15 protein-coding genes are annotated in these 16,239 nt (G+C 50.4%); 12 read left to right on the top strand and 3 right to left on the bottom strand.

The window, feature by feature from the left end; genetic code table 11:
• The first annotated feature begins 2 nt into the window (after positions 1-2).
• The 3 genes from EZV61_RS06725 to EZV61_RS06735 all read left to right on the top strand — a co-directional run bounded on the left by EZV61_RS06725 (position 3) and on the right by EZV61_RS06735 (position 2,938).
• Positions 3-1,070 carry a M48 family metallopeptidase gene (locus EZV61_RS06725; protein ID WP_240695171.1) on the top strand — a complete coding sequence of 356 codons (1,068 nt, stop codon included), beginning with the start codon at positions 3-5 and terminating at the stop codon, positions 1,068-1,070.
• 136 nt (positions 1,071-1,206) lie between these two features.
• The gene (locus tag EZV61_RS06730; protein ID WP_205695337.1) at positions 1,207-2,247 is read left to right on the top strand and encodes an oxidoreductase; all 1,041 of its coding nucleotides are present in this window, start codon (positions 1,207-1,209) and stop codon (positions 2,245-2,247) included.
• A 76-nt stretch (positions 2,248-2,323) separates the two neighbouring features.
• Positions 2,324-2,938 (top strand): hypothetical protein, encoded by a 615-nt coding sequence (locus tag EZV61_RS06735; RefSeq protein ID WP_114337424.1) that lies wholly within the window; start codon positions 2,324-2,326, stop codon positions 2,936-2,938.
• Between the two features lie 32 nt (positions 2,939-2,970).
• On the opposite strand, the gene EZV61_RS06740 is transcribed toward EZV61_RS06735, so the two are convergent.
• A complete protein-coding gene (locus tag EZV61_RS06740; protein ID WP_131414750.1) occupies positions 2,971-3,666 on the bottom strand; it encodes an esterase/lipase family protein in 696 nt (231 codons plus the stop codon).
• Between the two features lie 204 nt (positions 3,667-3,870).
• Here EZV61_RS06740 and EZV61_RS06745 point away from each other — a divergent pair, with 204 nt between their 5' ends.
• On the top strand, positions 3,871-4,275 hold the full coding sequence (locus EZV61_RS06745; protein ID WP_114337426.1) for a hypothetical protein: 405 nt from the start codon (positions 3,871-3,873) through the stop codon (positions 4,273-4,275).
• Positions 4,276-4,342: 67 nt separating this feature from the next.
• Here the strand turns inward: EZV61_RS06745 and gorA are convergent, their stop codons facing one another.
• A complete protein-coding gene (gene gorA, locus EZV61_RS06750; RefSeq protein ID WP_131414751.1) occupies positions 4,343-5,710 on the bottom strand; it encodes a glutathione-disulfide reductase in 1,368 nt (455 codons plus the stop codon).
• Between the two features lie 320 nt (positions 5,711-6,030).
• On the opposite strand from gorA, the gene prlC reads away from it, so the two are divergent.
• From prlC to EZV61_RS06780, 6 genes are all read left to right on the top strand, one after another.
• Positions 6,031-8,076: an oligopeptidase A gene (prlC, locus tag EZV61_RS06755; protein ID WP_114337428.1), complete on the top strand. Its 2,046-nt coding sequence runs from the start codon at positions 6,031-6,033 to the stop codon at positions 8,074-8,076.
• Positions 8,077-8,172: 96 nt separating this feature from the next.
• Positions 8,173-8,697: a phosphatase domain-containing protein gene (locus EZV61_RS06760; protein ID WP_158537977.1), complete on the top strand. Its 525-nt coding sequence runs from the start codon at positions 8,173-8,175 to the stop codon at positions 8,695-8,697.
• A gap of 43 nt (positions 8,698-8,740) precedes the next feature.
• Positions 8,741-9,301: an NADAR family protein gene (locus EZV61_RS06765; protein ID WP_114337430.1), complete on the top strand. Its 561-nt coding sequence runs from the start codon at positions 8,741-8,743 to the stop codon at positions 9,299-9,301.
• A 38-nt stretch (positions 9,302-9,339) separates the two neighbouring features.
• Positions 9,340-9,624: a hypothetical protein gene (locus EZV61_RS06770; protein ID WP_130566745.1), complete on the top strand. Its 285-nt coding sequence runs from the start codon at positions 9,340-9,342 to the stop codon at positions 9,622-9,624.
• A gap of 155 nt (positions 9,625-9,779) precedes the next feature.
• Positions 9,780-10,427 carry a hypothetical protein gene (locus tag EZV61_RS06775; RefSeq protein ID WP_114337432.1) on the top strand — a complete coding sequence of 216 codons (648 nt, stop codon included), beginning with the start codon at positions 9,780-9,782 and terminating at the stop codon, positions 10,425-10,427.
• Positions 10,428-10,748: 321 nt separating this feature from the next.
• Positions 10,749-11,348: a hypothetical protein gene (locus EZV61_RS06780; RefSeq protein ID WP_114337433.1), complete on the top strand. Its 600-nt coding sequence runs from the start codon at positions 10,749-10,751 to the stop codon at positions 11,346-11,348.
• 336 nt (positions 11,349-11,684) lie between these two features.
• Here the strand turns inward: EZV61_RS06780 and EZV61_RS06785 are convergent, their stop codons facing one another.
• Positions 11,685-14,309: a TonB-dependent receptor plug domain-containing protein gene (locus tag EZV61_RS06785; protein ID WP_131414752.1), complete on the bottom strand. Its 2,625-nt coding sequence runs from the start codon at positions 14,307-14,309 to the stop codon at positions 11,685-11,687.
• 501 nt (positions 14,310-14,810) lie between these two features.
• Between EZV61_RS06785 and EZV61_RS06790 the strand changes: the two genes are divergently transcribed.
• Positions 14,811-15,515 (top strand): spondin domain-containing protein, encoded by a 705-nt coding sequence (locus EZV61_RS06790; protein WP_170308600.1) that lies wholly within the window; start codon positions 14,811-14,813, stop codon positions 15,513-15,515.
• Between the two features lie 13 nt (positions 15,516-15,528).
• Entirely contained in the window at positions 15,529-16,233 is a 705-nt protein-coding gene (locus tag EZV61_RS06795) for a spondin domain-containing protein (RefSeq protein WP_114337435.1), read from the top strand.
• Positions 16,234-16,239: the final 6 nt, after the last annotated feature.

The following is a 16,239-nucleotide window of genomic DNA, read 5'->3' on the forward strand; positions in this document are numbered from 1 at the left end:
GCATGATTGCTGGCACCTACTATGATGGCGAGTCATCGGCACAGACGCTCGCCACCATGCGCACTGGCGCCGATGGTTCGCTGCAACTGCTAGCGGTTGATAGCCGTCATTTAGGTCAATGTAGTTTAGCTGAGGTGACGGTCTCTCCGCGTATTGGGAATACACCGCGCTATATCGATCTGCCGGACGGTGGCCGCTTTGAAACCACAGACAATGACGCCATTGATCAATGGTTGGCTGCGTTTGGTCGAGATAGTGGCAATCGTTTTCTCAACTTCCTTGAGAGTCATACCAAGTTTGTACTGGCAAGTGTCATCTTGGTGGCGCTGTTTTGTTGGTGGATGGTTAGTTATGGCATTCCCGGCGCATCCAAGGTGGTGGCATATCAACTTCCTGCCACTGTTTTAGATCACTCAAGTGAGACGACTTTAGCGCTACTGGATCGTAGTTTATTGAGTGAAAGTAAACTGTCAGATGTGCGGCAGCAGCAGTTGCACGATCTGTTTGCACCTTATCTGCCTAGCGATAGTGAATACACCTTTAGGGTGTTACTTCGCGATGGTGGAGAGATTGGCGCGAACGCGTTTGCCTTGCCTGATGGCACGCTGGTGTTTACCGATCAGATGGTTGAGCTGGTGGACAGTGACGAAGAACTATTAGCTGTACTCGGTCATGAGATTGGCCATGTGGTTGAACGGCATAGTTTACGCCAGACCTTACAGGGTTCTACCGTTGCGGTGATTGCCGTGTTGGTGGTGGGGGATGCATCGGCATTTGGTGATCTGTTTGCGGCGTTGCCGACCTATATCATCAGCTCCGCTTACTCTCGGGATTTTGAGCGCGATGCTGATAGTTACGCATTTGAGTTTCTCAAAGCCAATGGTCTTCCTCCGACGCTGTTTGCCGATGTGATGCGCAAGATGATGGCAAAACATCAGGCGTTATTATCAGAAGGTATAGAGGAGGACGAGCTGCCCTCTCAGGATCCCAATAGCGATAGCTGGTTAGATTATCTGTCCAGTCATCCGCCTAGCGAAGAGCGTATTCGGCAGGCTGAGCAAGCGCAGTAATGCACCATTCGCGTTTGCAAAAGCCCATGTCGTTCTGACATGGGCTTTTTTTATGCGGTGACGTTGGCATATTGATACCCATGGTTTAGCGTTACACTGGAGCGACTCGGCGGATGAATGAACAAGGTAGATTATCGTGAGTAACATTAGGGTCGGCATTGTTGGTTTTGGCTACGCGGCACAAACATTTCATGTGCCCTTTTTACGTTCGTTGGCAACGACGGAGGCGGTGGAGATCCGTGCCGTTAGTAGTTCTGATGCCGCTAAAGTGCATCAGTTGTTACCGGATGTTGAGGTGCTGTCAGATCATCATGCGCTTTGTGGCCATGAAGATCTTGATTTGGTGATCATCACCAGTCCGAACGATAGTCATGCCCCTTTGGCTAGCTGCGCGTTAGCGGCCGGTAAACATGTGTTGTTGGAAAAACCGCTGACGACTAATTATGTGGATGCTGTCGCGCTGCAGCAACTTGCGGCGGCGCAGGAGCGCCTATTAGTACCGTTTCAGAATCGTCGTTGGGATGGTGACTTCCTGACGGTGAAAAAACTAGTCGCCGATGGCAGCCTTGGCAAGGCGCACTATTTTGAAAGTCACTTCGACCGCTTTCGTCCACAGCCGCGGGATCGCTGGCGGGAAAATGGTGGTGAGGGCAGCGGTATCTTTTGGGATCTCGGCCCGCACCTGCTGGATCAAGCGTTACAGCTGTTTGGTCAACCAAGCCATTTAACCGCCACCCTCAGAGCATTGCGTCCAGCAGCGAAGGCTGTGGATTACTTTAAGCTGCAGTTGCATTACGCCGATAAAGAGGTGGTGTTGTGTGCTTCCCCTTATATGGCTGCGGCTAATCCTCGATTTACGTTACAAGGCGAATTGGCCACCTACCTGAAATCGGGATTAGATCCGCAAGAAGACGCGCTGAAAAGCGGTATGGATCCACAGGCATCTAGCTTTGGTATTGAAGCCGAAGCGTTATGGGGGCAGCTCTACTTTGCCACTGAACATCAGCCGGTCGCTACCTTGCATGGTGATTATCTTGGCTTTTATCAGCAGCTATTGGATGCGATACGCGGGCAGGCACCAGCGCCAGTGCCGATAACGGACGCGGTTGAAGTGATACGCTTGTTGGCGTTGAGTGAAGAGAGTGCCGCGTCTGGATGTCGAGTCTCTTGTGACTAACCGAATGAATCTATTGGTATAACGCAGCTGCGCGGGCTAAAGTGATGGCTACGCCATCCTTTAACTTAGGTGACCTGTGATCACTCTCTATCGCGCCATTGTTGTTACCTCGCTGTATTTGTTGCTGAGTGGATGTGCCGTTCAAAGTACTAAGCAGGTTGAGCAGTGGCAGGATCCCAACCCGCATAAACCATTTACCCATGTGCTGGTGGTTGGCGTGATCTATGATCCCGCTTATCAATACTTTCTCGAAAAAGGCTTGGCCGATTCGCTCGCCAGCGAAGGGGTAAAGACCTCATTGTCGTCTGAGCTCTATCCTCGTTTACATGAGATGGAGAGAGAGGAAGTGGTTAAGCGACTTGCCGAGGATGGGATTGATGGGGTATTGCTGGTGCGCCCTGTTGGCCAAGAAACCATAACCACCTATGTTCCCGCGCATCTTCGCGTGGTAGGCGTTGATACCTATCGCGGTTGGTATGGCTATTTCTATCAGAGCTACCGATATGCACGCATTCCTGCGACGAGTTATGAGACCTTTGTTATGCGCGCTGAATCGGCTTTGTTTGATGTGGCAACTGAAGAAGCGGTTTGGACACTGACAACCGATACTGAGATGGTGCTGGATAGCCCATCCGCTGCGGTGGATTCATTGGTGGCAAAGGTAGGCTCTGAACTACCCTCGTTAAATTGATCTGTTGCTCAAGGGGGCGTTCTTCGCTCTCCTCAATGATCACCTAACAGTCGGGCGATTTTTATAAACACCCAGGGTGATCCGACTAAACCGATATGGGTGGCTGTGACGGGGTAGTGTGTCGTTGTGGTGAGTTGGTCGAGACAAGCACGCCAATGGACAATGCCATCGTAGCGACTATATAGCGCGATCACGGGCATGCTGAATGCCTGTTGATTGCGCAGTGCGATGGTTTGCTCCAGCTCATCGAGACAGTAGCCCCAGCTGCGATAATGACGGGCAACTATGGTGTATTTAGGACCTCCGATAACGGGCGTCCCTAGCGTAACCACCTGCGATACATGTTGCGGTAGTGTTCTGGCTAGCTCTCTTGCGAGAAACCCGCCGAGACTCCAGCCCAGTAAGACCGGCGCTTCACCATCGCGATGACTGATCGCCAATAAACGTTGTTCCAAAGCAGGTAATAGTTGCTCAACACGGCCATGATTACGGCCTTGTTGCCAGCCCTCCGCACAATAACCAAGTTGACGTAAGAACAATCTTAAGCACCAGGTTGTTTTGTCTGAGGCGGTGTAACCGGGGATCACCAAAATCGTCCGGCGCTTGTTGATCTTGGTATGGGCGCGCTTTAGCCACGGCCAAGAGATGAGCAGAGCCAAAAACTCGAACAGGCACAATCCCTCTCGTAGGGTTTCTAGCAGGCGAGGAGCGCGCAGTGGCGATGACATTCAGCTTCTCCTGATGAACGACACTATTGAGTATGGCATCTACCCGGTTTGTTGGAACTTTGCATAATGCGAAATGGTTCACGACATCAAGACCAGAGGCATAAATTAGTCGAATATCGCTTGAGAATGATCTAACGGCGTTCTAGAGTAGTAAATGAACAAGGTGTTCAATTAACGCACAGCGGCGTATTCAAGGAGTGAACCATGGCTGCCACCTTTCGTACCTCGGCCCATTGGCGTCAAACAATTCATCATCTGCTGCATGATGTTCGGCAACAACTGTTAAAAACACAAACCATCAGCCACTACTTGGCGCTGTGCTTTGGTGCGGCAGTATTGGGATCCCAGCTCATCGCGAGTCATGCCACCGGTTTTTTACTTGCCGCGGTGGTTATTTCGTTTACAGCATTGGCTTGGTCTGTGGTGATTAGCCTACTTAGTGAGATCAGTGTTTGTGGTAAGCGGCTAATTAAACTTTTGGCATGGAGTGAGGTGCTAATGTTTGCCAGTTGGATCCTGTTTGAACCCGCTCGTCCATGGTGGGCGCAGGCAGCGGTTGCGTTGCCATTAGTAGTGTTGTTTGGGCAAATATTTAAGCGCCAAAGCTGACCTGAGACTTGCTGTCGATGGGTTTAAAAAAGCCGCCAGTCTGGCGGCTTTTTCGATCGTATCGTGGTTAGCGATATACCTGTGGTGACAGCGTAACAAACTCTTCCGCACTGGTGGGATGGATCGGCACCGTGGCATCAAAGTCAGCTTTGGTTGCCCCCATCTTCATCGCCACGGCAAAGCCTTGCAGGATCTCATCCATACCAAAACCGATGCCATGAATACCAATCACTTTTTGCTCTTCGCCTAAGCAGATTAATTTCATTTTGGTCGGTTGACGGTGCTCTGTCAGTGCCGAATACATGGCGGTGAACTGCGAGTTATACACAGTGATATTCTCTTCACCATGGATCTCTATCGCTTCAGGCTCGGTTAATCCTAGGGTTCCTATCGGCGGGTGACTAAATACCACGGTGGGGATCTGCTCATAATCCAGATGTAAGCCTTCGCGACCATCGAACAGGCGTTCAGCCAAACGCCGTCCGGCGGCAACGGCGACAGGGGTAAGCTGCGCGCGGCCCGTATTGTCGCCGACCGCATAGATACCGGCGATCTCAGTATTCTGAAATTTATCTGTCGGGATATAGCCACGGCTGTCGAGACTAATACCTGCGGCTTTTAGATTGATATTGTCTGTGGCTGGGTCTCGACCAATTGCCCAGATCAGGCTGTCCACGGGGCCAATCATCTCGCCACTCTCGGTTTCCATGCTTAAGCTGCCGTCATCATGCTGATGGACAGCTTTGGGTGTGGCATCGGTATGCAGGTTCAAGCCGTCTTCTGCCATCACTTCTACCAGTGTATCAGCGAGCATCGGGTCGAAATTACGCAGTGGCTTATGTTTGCGCACGGCGAGGTGGGTTTCACTGCCAAGGGCATTAAAGACCCCGGCAATCTCAACGGCAATGTAGCCTGCACCCACAACTAAAACTCGCTTTGGTTGCTCTGTTAGCGCAAAGAAGCCGTCAGAGTCGATACCTAATTCAGCACCCGGTACGTCAGGGATCTGGGGCCGACCGCCGGTGGCGATCAAGATATGATCAGCGGTATAGGTTTCGCCATCCACTTCAATGGTATGGGCGTCAACAAAACGGCCAAAACCATTAATTACCGCTACGCCGTTATTGCCAAGTACACGATCATAGGAACCATGAATACGCGAGATATAAGCTTCGCGGCTGGCCACTAACTTGCCCCAGTCTAAACCCTTCACCGTGGCGTCAAAGCCATAGTCAGGGGCGTATTTGAATGCATCGGCGATCTGGCCTGCGAACCACATCGCTTTTTTGGGTACGCAACCGACATTGACACAGGTACCACCCAGAAATTTGGCTTCGACAATGGCGCATTTCATGCCACGCATCGAAGCACGGTTCGCCGTTGCTATGCCGCCACTGCCGCCGCCAATAGCAATAAAGTCGAAATGCTTGCTCATATGTTCTCCAACAAAGGGTTGCGTTTAACTATGGATACTAGCCCGACTGGCGCTGAATGAAAATCGACGCTGTGGATTAAATCGTTATGGCAGTAAACCGTTGTGGTTAATTGTTCACGCTTGTTCATTGGTCCTCTTTTTTCAAATCCGTTTTTTGTATGCCGTTTTGGCTGGGTAAGTGAAGTATTCATCACCGCATTATTTGTCGTTAGCCACAGCTGTCACCAGTCGGTCATGACAAATGTCACGGCTTGACTTGAAAAGAGGCCTTTAAACCCCGATAACCCCCTTTAGACTCTTTATCAGATCAGGGATCATCCATGACCAACCCGTTGTTATCCTTTTCCGGCCTGCCACGTTTTAGCGAGATTAAGCCTGAGCATGTTAAGCCTGCCGTTGAGCAGTTGATCGCTGACTGTAAAGCAGTGGTGGAGCAGGTCGCCAGCAGCCAAGAGCAGAGCTGGGAAGCGGTGATCACACCGTTGGATACAGTGAATGACAAACTCAGTCGTGCCTGGTCGCCGGTGGGACACCTCAATGGTGTGGCAAATACCCCCGAACTGCGTGACGCTTATGACTCCTGTTTACCGTTACTCAGCGAATATGGCAGTTGGGTTGGACAGCATCAGGGCTTGTTTGATGCCTATCAGCGTGTCGCTAACAGCGCGCAGTTCGCCAGCTTGAGCCAAGCGCAGCAAGAGGTGATCCGGCAGGCGTTACGTGACTTCGAGCTAGCGGGTGTTGCTCTGCCCGAGGATAAGAAGAAGCGCTTTACTGAGATCAGTACTCGACTCAGTGAGTTGGGCTCGCAGTTTTCCAATAATTTGCTTGATGCTACCCGTGGCTGGAGCAAGTTGATCACCGATGAATCTGAGCTGGCGGGCTTACCTCCCACGGCGTTAGCGGCTGCACAGCAGGCCGCTGCGGCAAAAGAACAAGAGGGTTACCTGCTGACCCTAGATTTCCCCTGTTATTTGCCCGTGATGAGCTACTGTGACAACCGGGAGCTACGTAAAGAGATCTACGTGGCCTTCGCTACGCGAGCTTCTGATCAAGGCCCCAACGCCGGTAAGTGGGACAACAGCGAGGTAATGGATGAGATTGTTGCCCTGCGCCACGAAAAAGCACGCCTGTTAGGTTTTGACAACTATGGCGAATACTCGCTGGCCACCAAAATGGCGGAGAAGAGTGACCAGGTACTGGGCTTTCTCAATGACCTGGCTGAGCGCTCTAAGCCTCAGGGGCAGAAAGAGCTGGATGAGCTTCGGGCATACGCCAAACAGCAACACGGTGTTGAAAACGCCGAGGCTTGGGATCTGACCTATTACTCGGAAAAGCTGAAGCAACATACTTATGCCATTGATGCTGAGGCGGTACGCCCTTGGTTCCCGGAAAACCGCGTGGTCAGCGGCCTGTTTGAAGTCGCAAAGCGCCTGTTTGCCGTGGATATCGTTGAGCGCCAAGGCGTCGACACCTGGCATAAAGATGTACGTTTCTTTGATATTTTCAATGCTGATGGCAGCTTGCAAGGTAGCTTCTACCTCGATCTGTTTGCTCGTGAAGGCAAGCGGGGTGGAGCCTGGATGGATGAATGTCAGGCGCGTTGGCGTACCGAAGCCAATGAACTGCAGATCCCTGTGGCCTACCTGACCTGCAACTTCAGTGGCCCAGTCGGTAGTCAGCCAGCGCTGTTTACCCATGATGAAGTGATTACTTTGTTCCATGAATTTGGCCACGGTTTACACCATATGCTCACTAAAGTGGAAACGGCCGGCGTCTCTGGTATTAATGGCGTACCTTGGGATGCTGTAGAGTTGCCCAGTCAGTTTTTGGAAAACTGGTGCTGGGAGCCGGAAGCATTGGCGTTTATCTCTGGCCATTTTGAAACCGGAGAGCCACTACCACAATCGATGCTGGACAAGATGATGGCGGCGAAGAATTTCCAAAGTGCTATGCAGATGCTGCGTCAGTTGGAATTTTCCCTGTTTGATTTCCACCTGCATCTGGATTTCGATCCCACATTGGGCGCGCAGGTGCAGCACACCTTGGATCAGATCCGCGATAAGGTCGCTGTGGTGCCGGTCAGTGAATTTAATCGCTTCCAACATAGCTTTGGTCATATCTTTGGTGGCGGCTATGCGGCAGGCTATTACAGCTATAAGTGGGCAGAAGTGCTGTCTGCTGATGCCTTTGGCCGATTTGAGGAAGAGGGTATCTTCAACAGCGAAACGGGGCAGAGCTTCCTCAATGAAATTTTGCGCAAAGGCGGTAGCGATTCACCGATGAATCTGTTTCGCGCATTCCGTGGTCGTGAACCCGAAGTGGATGCTTTGTTGCGGCATTCAGGAATTGGTGAAGCAGCGTAATCGCGGCTTTTCACCGGCAAGGCTCACTGGAGCTGTGACCACTTAATATCTATCCGGCGCCTAGGCGCCGGTATTTTTTCAAAGAGGAACATGACAATGCCAGGTAAACGTTTAGATAAGCTGCCCGTTTACGAACTAAACATCCCCGGTTGTGAGGGCAAAATTGGTTTGCATCCTTGCCCTGGCAAGCGAGAGGGGGATCAGGACTTTAGTGAAATGATGGAGCAGGATCTCAATGATCTGCTGTATTGGGGAGCGGAGTGTTGTGTGACGCTGATGGAGTCCGAAGAGCTGGTAAAACATAAGGTTGAAGATCTAGGCGATAAAGTTTCTCACTTCGATATGCAGTGGTTCCATATGCCGATCCCTGATGAAGATCTGCCCAATGCTGATTTTGAAGCGCGTTGGCCGCAGGTGAGTAAGCGGCTAAATAACCTGCTTGATAGCGGGTGCAACGTCACCTTGCATTGTAAGGGGGGCACCGGACGTACGGGGTTTATTGCCGCACGCTTGTTGATTGAGCGTGGTATGGACAAAACTGAAGCAGAAAAATTGGTAAAATCTTTGCGCCCTGGAGCTCTGACGATGCCTTGTCGCCGTGAGTTTTTGGGATTGGATTAGTCGCTAGTATTTACGAGTCATAGCCCCTTTGATTGAGAGTTCGATGCCTGAGCTGCGGGATATACAACAGTTAGTTGATTACGTTAATTATGGAAATTGCGTAAAGTACGTTTTTTTCTGGGGCCATAAAAAGCCAGAGAAAGGCGTTTCAAAGAGTTGCTTTAGTCAGTGGTATGAAGCTCCTTTTATCGATGATGGGGTTAAATTTCTTACTGCTGAACACTACATGATGGCAGCGAAAGCTAAGCTCTTTGGCGACCAGTGTGCCTACGAAAGAATTATTACTGCTTCGAATCCGGGAGCAGCCAAAAAATTTGGTAGGGAAGTGCTTAACTTTGACGAACAAGTTTGGTGTCAGCATCGATTTGAAATTGTGGTGCAAGCAAACTTACTAAAATTCGATCAACATGCTGAGCTAAAAGCTTTTCTTCTGGGAACCGGAGAGCGGATCTTGGTTGAAGCTAGTCCCGTTGATAGAGTCTGGGGGATCGGTTTATCCGCAGATGATCCTCATGCTGAAAACCCCAATCAGTGGAAAGGCGCTAATTTGCTGGGTTTCGCATTGATGGAAGTTCGGCAACGTTTCACAGATCTTGTGGTCTGATAATCATCATCACTGGCTGTTTCAGATAAGCGAATTCAATGTTTAGAATTTACCGTTGTCCTGCCTGTAAAGAGACCATCGATACCACGCTATTGAACGCGAGCTTGCAGCGACATGGCGTGTTTAACTCATCATTTACCTGCCCAATGTGCAGTGTGCGCTTGCGACTGACTGCGCCGATTTATCTGCTCTTTCTACTGACGCTGGTGATCGGTGGGGTGCATCTGTTTACCAATATCGACGCGCTCATTTACAGCCTCGCACCGATGATCGTTATGATGGTTTTGTTCCGAATGGGGCAGGGGTTTAAGCAGATCGAATAATACCTTTGTCAGATGTCTAATATTTTTACGTTTTAGTGCGTGCTTATATTTGGCGGTTAACTTAATCCTTTTAATTCAATATATTACTTGTTTGGCTTCTTTTTTGCTATGAAAAATTAAACTTAATTTGGTTAGCAGTAATAAAGGAAGTATCCATGATGTTTAAGTCTCTTTCAGGTTTGGCCGCCGCTGCGGTAATGATTGTCTCTCAGAGTGCTTCAGCCGCTCCCCTCTATGAAAATCCGTTTCTTGGCTCTGCTGCCGGAGGCTCTTGTACGCCATGTAGCAGTGAGTACCGTGCGGCAACCAGTTTTGATCTGGCTGCGGGCTCGACAGTAGAGCAGATCGCTGCGCAGTTACATGATGTGTCTGCCACCGCTGACCGTTATATGGATGAGCTAACCATTGAGATTTTTGATGCTGGTCTGACTACGTCACTGTTTGCGCAAACCTTGGATCGCAGTGATTACGTGCGTGATGACAGTTTGGGCGGCTCTGCTGGTAGCTCTTTTCCGGTAGTGACATTTGATGTGGATGACTTCTTCTTAGATGCCGGTCGTTACTTCGTGTCGATTTTCGGTATCAATGGCACCCGGTTAGGCTGGCCTAGCAGCCCTGCAGCTATCGCAGGTAGCCAGCGTATTCAAGTGAATGGTAGCAACTTGATCGGCGGTAACCCCATCAGTGGTGGCTACGGCGTTCGCATTGAAGGTTTTGAAGGTAAGGCTTCGGTTCCTGCGCCAGCGGCAATTTTGCTGATGGGCTTGATTGTGGTTGGATTAGGTGCCGTGCGTCGCAGCTAGGCTCTGATACGCCACCAGTAGATAAGGCCTCCAGTTGGAGGTCTTTTTTATAGGTAAGGGTTTGGCTTATATTCTCTGCTAGCGCCCGCCTAACACTGTGTTATCTAATTTAACATTTGTTACTTTTACTAGCCATTCGCTCTGTTTTAGCTCTCATTTCCCCGCTTTTCGCCGCATACTTCAAACTATTGGATCTGTGTTGTTACGCCTTGGTCGAAATGTGAGCAGGTTATATCTTTGCGTTTAAATCAGATGCTTTAATTACTTCATTCTCCGTAATAGATCCCCTCATCAGGTCAGGGTTAGATGCAAGGAGCGCATATGAAGACTCTTATTCTCAAGGCCACCAGTTTTTGCCAGTTAGTGGCGGTCATCGCTTTACTGCTCGGCGCATGGGATGCGGTGAACTATTGGCAGCGCAATGGTGAACAACCTGTGGTGGCACAAGCCAATGAGTTGTTCCCGCAGGCTCCCCAAAATCGCTATGTTGAATTAAATGGTGGTCTGCGAGAGATCACCAACACCTATGAAGTGCTCATGCCACCGGATGATAGTGCGCAACCGTTTCAAACCGACTATTACGTGCCTGTGGTGGTACATGCGGGTGATGAGCCGCAGCTAACCTATTTGATCAAGCAGCAGGATGAGCCGGTATTAGCGGATCTGTTTCGGGAAACGCGAGTGAAGGGCTACCTGTCAACAATGCGGCTCCCCGCAGATCTCGAAGAAGCATTTCGTCATCACTATCACTTTACTGGCAATTTGCTGGTATTAGATACCAGCTATTTACCTCTGCCGGTGACCGCTAAGTGGATGTTACTGATCCTGCCGATGACCCTACTGTTGCTGCTGATAGGACTTAAGCACTACCTTACCCGAGGATTTTCTGGTTGGTGGCAGCGTTGGGATGATGCTTACTAAGTTGCGTGATTTAGTACGCCGCTGTTCTTAAGGAGGCATCCGTTCGCAACAAAGCCCACCTTGCGCAGCATCACTCCTGTGCATTAGTACGCCCCACGAAGTGTATTGGGTGCCATGCACCCGCGACAAAGCTCACCCCGCGTAGCGTAGTGGGTGTACGATCGCCATGGATGGTGGGAATGTCGGAAATGCATGGAGCATTTTTCGACCGTACATCCTGTACATAAAAAAAAGCGCTTCTAACGAAGCGCTTTCGGGGGGTACGTTGCCCCATACAAGGGATTTTGGACAACGCTCTTTTGCTCAGACCCTGTACTGACAGAGTCGAGACATTCTTTACATGCGGTAGGTGAAACCTGCGTAAAAGTAACGGCCTAACACATCGTATGCTTCCGGTACCGTATTCATATCTGAATAGCTTGGTACGTAGGGTGGCTCTTTGTCGAATAGATTATCTATACCTACCTTCAGGCTCAAGCTGTCATTTACATAATATTGACCTGAAACATCGTGGTACGTCACAGAAGAGACTTCATAATCTTCATAAAGGTCATCCATACTGTGGATATAGCGCATTTTGTAATAAATATCCCAGTTATCCGCAGCGGCTTTCAGGCTGGCGTTGCTGCGCCAACGCGCATAGCCACCCGTCATACCACTGATGGTACCTGCATAGTCATTACCATCTTCTTCAAACTCGATCAGGTAAGTGCTGTCCAGATTAGCACTCCAATCTAAACCAAACCCTTCGAAACCGTATTGAATATTGCTATCGATACCGGAGGTGTTTTGGTAGCCAACGTTAGTCAGTGGACGATCGACATTACTGATCTCGCCAGTGAGTGAATCGCGGCTGATATTCAGTGTGTCACACGTTTGAGCATTACCACCGTAGCACGCATCTAAATACTGCTGACTATCAATACGTACGATGGCATCGTCGATTTCGATCTTGTAGTAGTCGATAGTAAGTGACAGGTTGTCGATATAGTCAGGGCTATAAACTACGCCAAAGGTCCAGGTATCAGCGGTTTCTGGTTGCAGATCATCATCACTTAACCAAGTGGATTCGATCTGAAAATCGTTGAACTGATAGTTGGTGTCACCAATTTCGGAATGACACATTTGGTAAGTGCTGCTGCTTGGGTCAAGCGCGCCATAGCCGGAACAGGGATCGGTGACATAGTCGAATGAACCGACATTGCCGCCATAAAGCTCATCCACGCTAGGAGCGCGGAAAGCGGTTGAGCGCACGCCACGTAGCATCCATTCATCATCCACTTTCCAGGTCAGACCCAGTTTCCAAGTGTTGTCACTGCCGAAGGTACTGTAATCAAACCAGCGGACGGCAGCCTCCAGGCTAACGTCGTCAGCAAAACGCATATCAGAGAGCAGCGGAATGGCAAACTCAGCATAGGCTGAGGTGGTGTCATAACTGCCTGAGGTTGCGTCTTGCTGTGACTGTGAGCTCTCGCCTGCCACGGTCACAGAATCGGGCTGGTACCAGCCTTTCTCTTCCCGATACTCTAATCCTGCAGCAAAACCGACAGTACCGGTAGGTAGCTCGAAAGCATCGCCGGAGAGGTTGAAGTTGACGACATTCATCTCGTTGCCACCGGTCGACTGATCGGTGTAGGTAACGTAATCGAGAGTTTCCTGGCTAATTTCGCCTTCCGGGGCAAACCAGTCCTGACATGGTACGCCGTTTTGACCACAGGTGTCGGCGTAGGCGGTTTCCATCATCTTTTTGTTGTTGATGAGGTTATGTACTTTGCTGGTAGCGTCGTTTCTGCCCCAGGTGTAGGAAAGATCCCAATCGTAACCGCTACCGAGATCAAGATATCCTTGCAGGCCTGTGACAATACGCGTGGTGTCAGTGATCTGTTCGAATTCTCGGGCTCCCGCCTCAGTCATTCTCCGTTTATAGCTGACGGCGCTGTCGTATGGGTTACCCAGAGCATCCTCACTGAAGGTGACGCCGGTGACTGGTGAAGGTGCCATCTGCTGATCTGAGGTACGTTTGGTATAGAGGAATTCGGTGAACGCTGTTAGATCATCATTTAGTTCATAGCTGCCGTTACCAAATACACTGACACGCTCTTGAGGTGTGTAGAGGTAGCTGTAGGGGACGTAGTCAAAACTGTCTGTTTGAGCGACCCACTCACCGGTGTTTGGATCACGCTGCTTCCAGCCATCCCCTGGGTTAATTGCGCCGCCAGGGATAGTGGAACTGCCTGGGATACAAGAGGGAGAAGTCGAGCCATCCAATGCGCAATCAGACCAGCCTCGGTCACTTTGCCAAGCATCGCCACGATCTACATAGCTGGCACCGACCACAAAATTACCGCGATCGCTGCTACCGCCCATCAGTAGGCTGATATCACCGGTATTGGCATCGCCTTCGCTACTGCCACCATAAGTGCCACTTAGCTCCAGTCCTTCAAAATTCTTTTTGGTGATGATGTTAACCACACCAGCAATGGCGTCGGAGCCATACACGGCAGAGGCGCCATCCTTAAGCACTTCGATACGTTCGATCATGGCGAGCGGGATAGTATTGAGATCCACTGCGGCATCCGCGCCCGTGCCCGAATTAACCATCCGGCGACCATTAACCAGCACCAAGGTGCGTTGTACACCCATGCCGCGCATATCTACCCGCGCAGCACCCACCCCGCCGTTGTTGCTGGATGCGCCGGTTGCCATACCGGCAGAGGCTGTGGATTGCTGCAGCACCTGCTCTACTGAGGTGTAACTACCGGCTGCGATATCTTCGGCGGAGATAAGTTGTACCGGGCTTGCGCTCTCCATGTCTGCGCGTTTGATGCGAGAACCGGTAATTTCAATACGCTCGACATCTTCAGCTGTGCTGTCGTCGGCGAAGGCGGGCTGAGCGAGCAGAGGTACCCCTGCGAATAAAGCGATCGTTTTTACGACCGTGTTTTTTTGCAAAACAGGCATTGGAAAATACTCCTGGGTCGATGGACTGTGCTTATTTTTTTGTTACGGACTCTATTTTTTGTGGTCCGTTAGGAACAGGTTAAAAACCATTTGCTGAGCAGGGTCAAAAGTAATAACAGCCTGATTTATTTAGATTAATGTTTTCTTTGTGTAGCAATTTTTCGTTGGCTTAGTGGGTTTTTGGTTGCGCTGTTGTTATCAATAAGATCGGGCTGATCAGTGTTTGATCAATTTGGCTGTTTAGTGCGCTTTCGTGATTGTGAAAATTGTTGCGAAATACGCTGAAGTTGCGCCTGCAATAATGTGATCTTTGTCACCAAGTGGCGCTCTGTTGTTAGTGCCTTAGGCACGCTGTCTTAGTCGATGTGAAGAGTGTTTAAATTTGTCTATGGTCATGACTCGCTGCGACAGCTTGTGATGGTTTTGTGATGTTTTTGCAATCTGATACGGAGATCTGGTGGCGACACTTACCCTCGACATTAAACATGGAGAGCGTTACCGATGACTAAATTTCTTACCCGTTTGCCTTTGGCAGCCATGATCGCTGCAGGTTTTGCCGTACCCGCATCAGCGGCACAGTTAGAGATCAAAGTTGAGAACCTGACGCAAGGCGTCTATTTCACACCACTGATTATCGCAGCCCATCCTGGCGACGTTTATATGTATGAGACTGGAATGGCAGCATCGGCCGCACTGCAAGCCATTGCAGAGGGGGGCGATATCTCTGCGATGGCAACCGCGCTGGACGGTATGCCTGTCGTGAGTAATCCTGCTGGTGGCCTGTTGGCACCGGGCGCGAGCATTGAAGGTGTGATGCTGGACAGTGGTGATATGGCGTACCTTTCTTTGACTGCTATGTTGTTGCCGACCAACGACGGTTTTGTTGGATTAGACCGTTGGATGATCCCATCTGAAGCGGGTACCTATACGGTGTATCTGAAAGGTTACGATGCCGGTACTGAAGCTAATGACGAACTGGTTGTTGATGGCAGTGGTATGCCAGGTGTTCCCGGGATACCTGCTGCGCCAGGTGGTGATGCGGGCATGAACGGTAGTGGTGTCACAGCCACCCAACCGAATAGCACGGTTCATATTCATCCCGGTGTGTTAGGTGATACAGACGCAGAGGGCGGTGTATCAGATCTAGATAGCCGTGTTCATCGCTGGTTGAATCCGGTGGCAAAACTGACCGTTACCGTACAGTAACCAGGGAGGCGATATGAACAAGCAAAGCTATTTTCGTCTTGGCACTGCGTTGCTCGCGGTTGCGGTAATAAGTGGCTGTAGTGACGACGATGATGATGAAATTGTCATTGTGGATCCACTGATGCGCAGCTATGAGGTTGAAGTGGTCAATCTGACTGCCAACCAACCATTATCACCAGTGGCAGCACTGGTTCACAATGAAACCATTCAGGCCTGGTCTCTCGGTGATGCCGCGTTGGTGCCGCTGGAGGTGATGGCTGAAAGCGGTGACAACAGTCAACTGCTCGCTATCGAAGGGCTTTGGGCTTCTGCCTCTGGTGCGGGCGTGATTATGCCGGGTGCCTCAGAGATGATGGTACTTAGCTTCGAAGAGGGTATCGACCTAAATCTGACACTGGCCACCATGCTAGTGAATACCAATGATGCTTTCACTGGTGTCAATGGCTGGGGTTTAGAGCAACTGGCGGTGGGTGACAGTTGGTCGACCACCACCATGGCTTATGATGCTGGTACCGAAGCCAATAGCGAAACGGCTGCGACTGTACCTGGACCTGCTGGCGGCGGCGAAGGTTATGCTGCCACCCGTGATGATATTGATCGCGTTTATGTGCATGCGGGCGTGGTGACAGCGGATGATGGCCTGACCGATTCAGCGTTGAACTTTAGTCATCGTTTTGACAATCCGGTGATGAAGGTAACCATTACTCGCACGGAGTGATTGTTC

The organism is Corallincola luteus (assembly GCF_004336975.1).
Taxonomy (GTDB): Bacteria; Pseudomonadota; Gammaproteobacteria; order Enterobacterales; family Neiellaceae; genus Corallincola; species Corallincola holothuriorum.

Bases quoted from the DNA above. Each gene is read 5' to 3' on its own strand.
- EZV61_RS06725 (WP_240695171.1), top strand. From the start codon at position 3: ATGATTGCTGGCACCTACTATGATGGCGAGTCATCGGCACAGACGCTC.
- EZV61_RS06740 (WP_131414750.1), bottom strand. From the start codon at position 3,666: ATGTCATCGCCACTGCGCGCTCCTCGCCTGCTAGAAACCCTACGAGAG.
- EZV61_RS06745 (WP_114337426.1), top strand. From the start codon at position 3,871: ATGGCTGCCACCTTTCGTACCTCGGCCCATTGGCGTCAAACAATTCAT.
- gorA (WP_131414751.1), bottom strand. From the start codon at position 5,710: ATGAGCAAGCATTTCGACTTTATTGCTATTGGCGGCGGCAGTGGCGGC.
- prlC (WP_114337428.1), top strand. From the start codon at position 6,031: ATGACCAACCCGTTGTTATCCTTTTCCGGCCTGCCACGTTTTAGCGAG.
- EZV61_RS06760 (WP_158537977.1), top strand. From the start codon at position 8,173: ATGCCAGGTAAACGTTTAGATAAGCTGCCCGTTTACGAACTAAACATC.
- EZV61_RS06765 (WP_114337430.1), top strand. From the start codon at position 8,741: ATGCCTGAGCTGCGGGATATACAACAGTTAGTTGATTACGTTAATTAT.
- EZV61_RS06770 (WP_130566745.1), top strand. From the start codon at position 9,340: ATGTTTAGAATTTACCGTTGTCCTGCCTGTAAAGAGACCATCGATACC.
- EZV61_RS06775 (WP_114337432.1), top strand. From the start codon at position 9,780: ATGATGTTTAAGTCTCTTTCAGGTTTGGCCGCCGCTGCGGTAATGATT.
- EZV61_RS06780 (WP_114337433.1), top strand. From the start codon at position 10,749: ATGAAGACTCTTATTCTCAAGGCCACCAGTTTTTGCCAGTTAGTGGCG.
- EZV61_RS06785 (WP_131414752.1), bottom strand. From the start codon at position 14,309: ATGCCTGTTTTGCAAAAAAACACGGTCGTAAAAACGATCGCTTTATTC.
- EZV61_RS06790 (WP_170308600.1), top strand. From the start codon at position 14,811: ATGACTAAATTTCTTACCCGTTTGCCTTTGGCAGCCATGATCGCTGCA.
- EZV61_RS06795 (WP_114337435.1), top strand. From the start codon at position 15,529: ATGAACAAGCAAAGCTATTTTCGTCTTGGCACTGCGTTGCTCGCGGTT.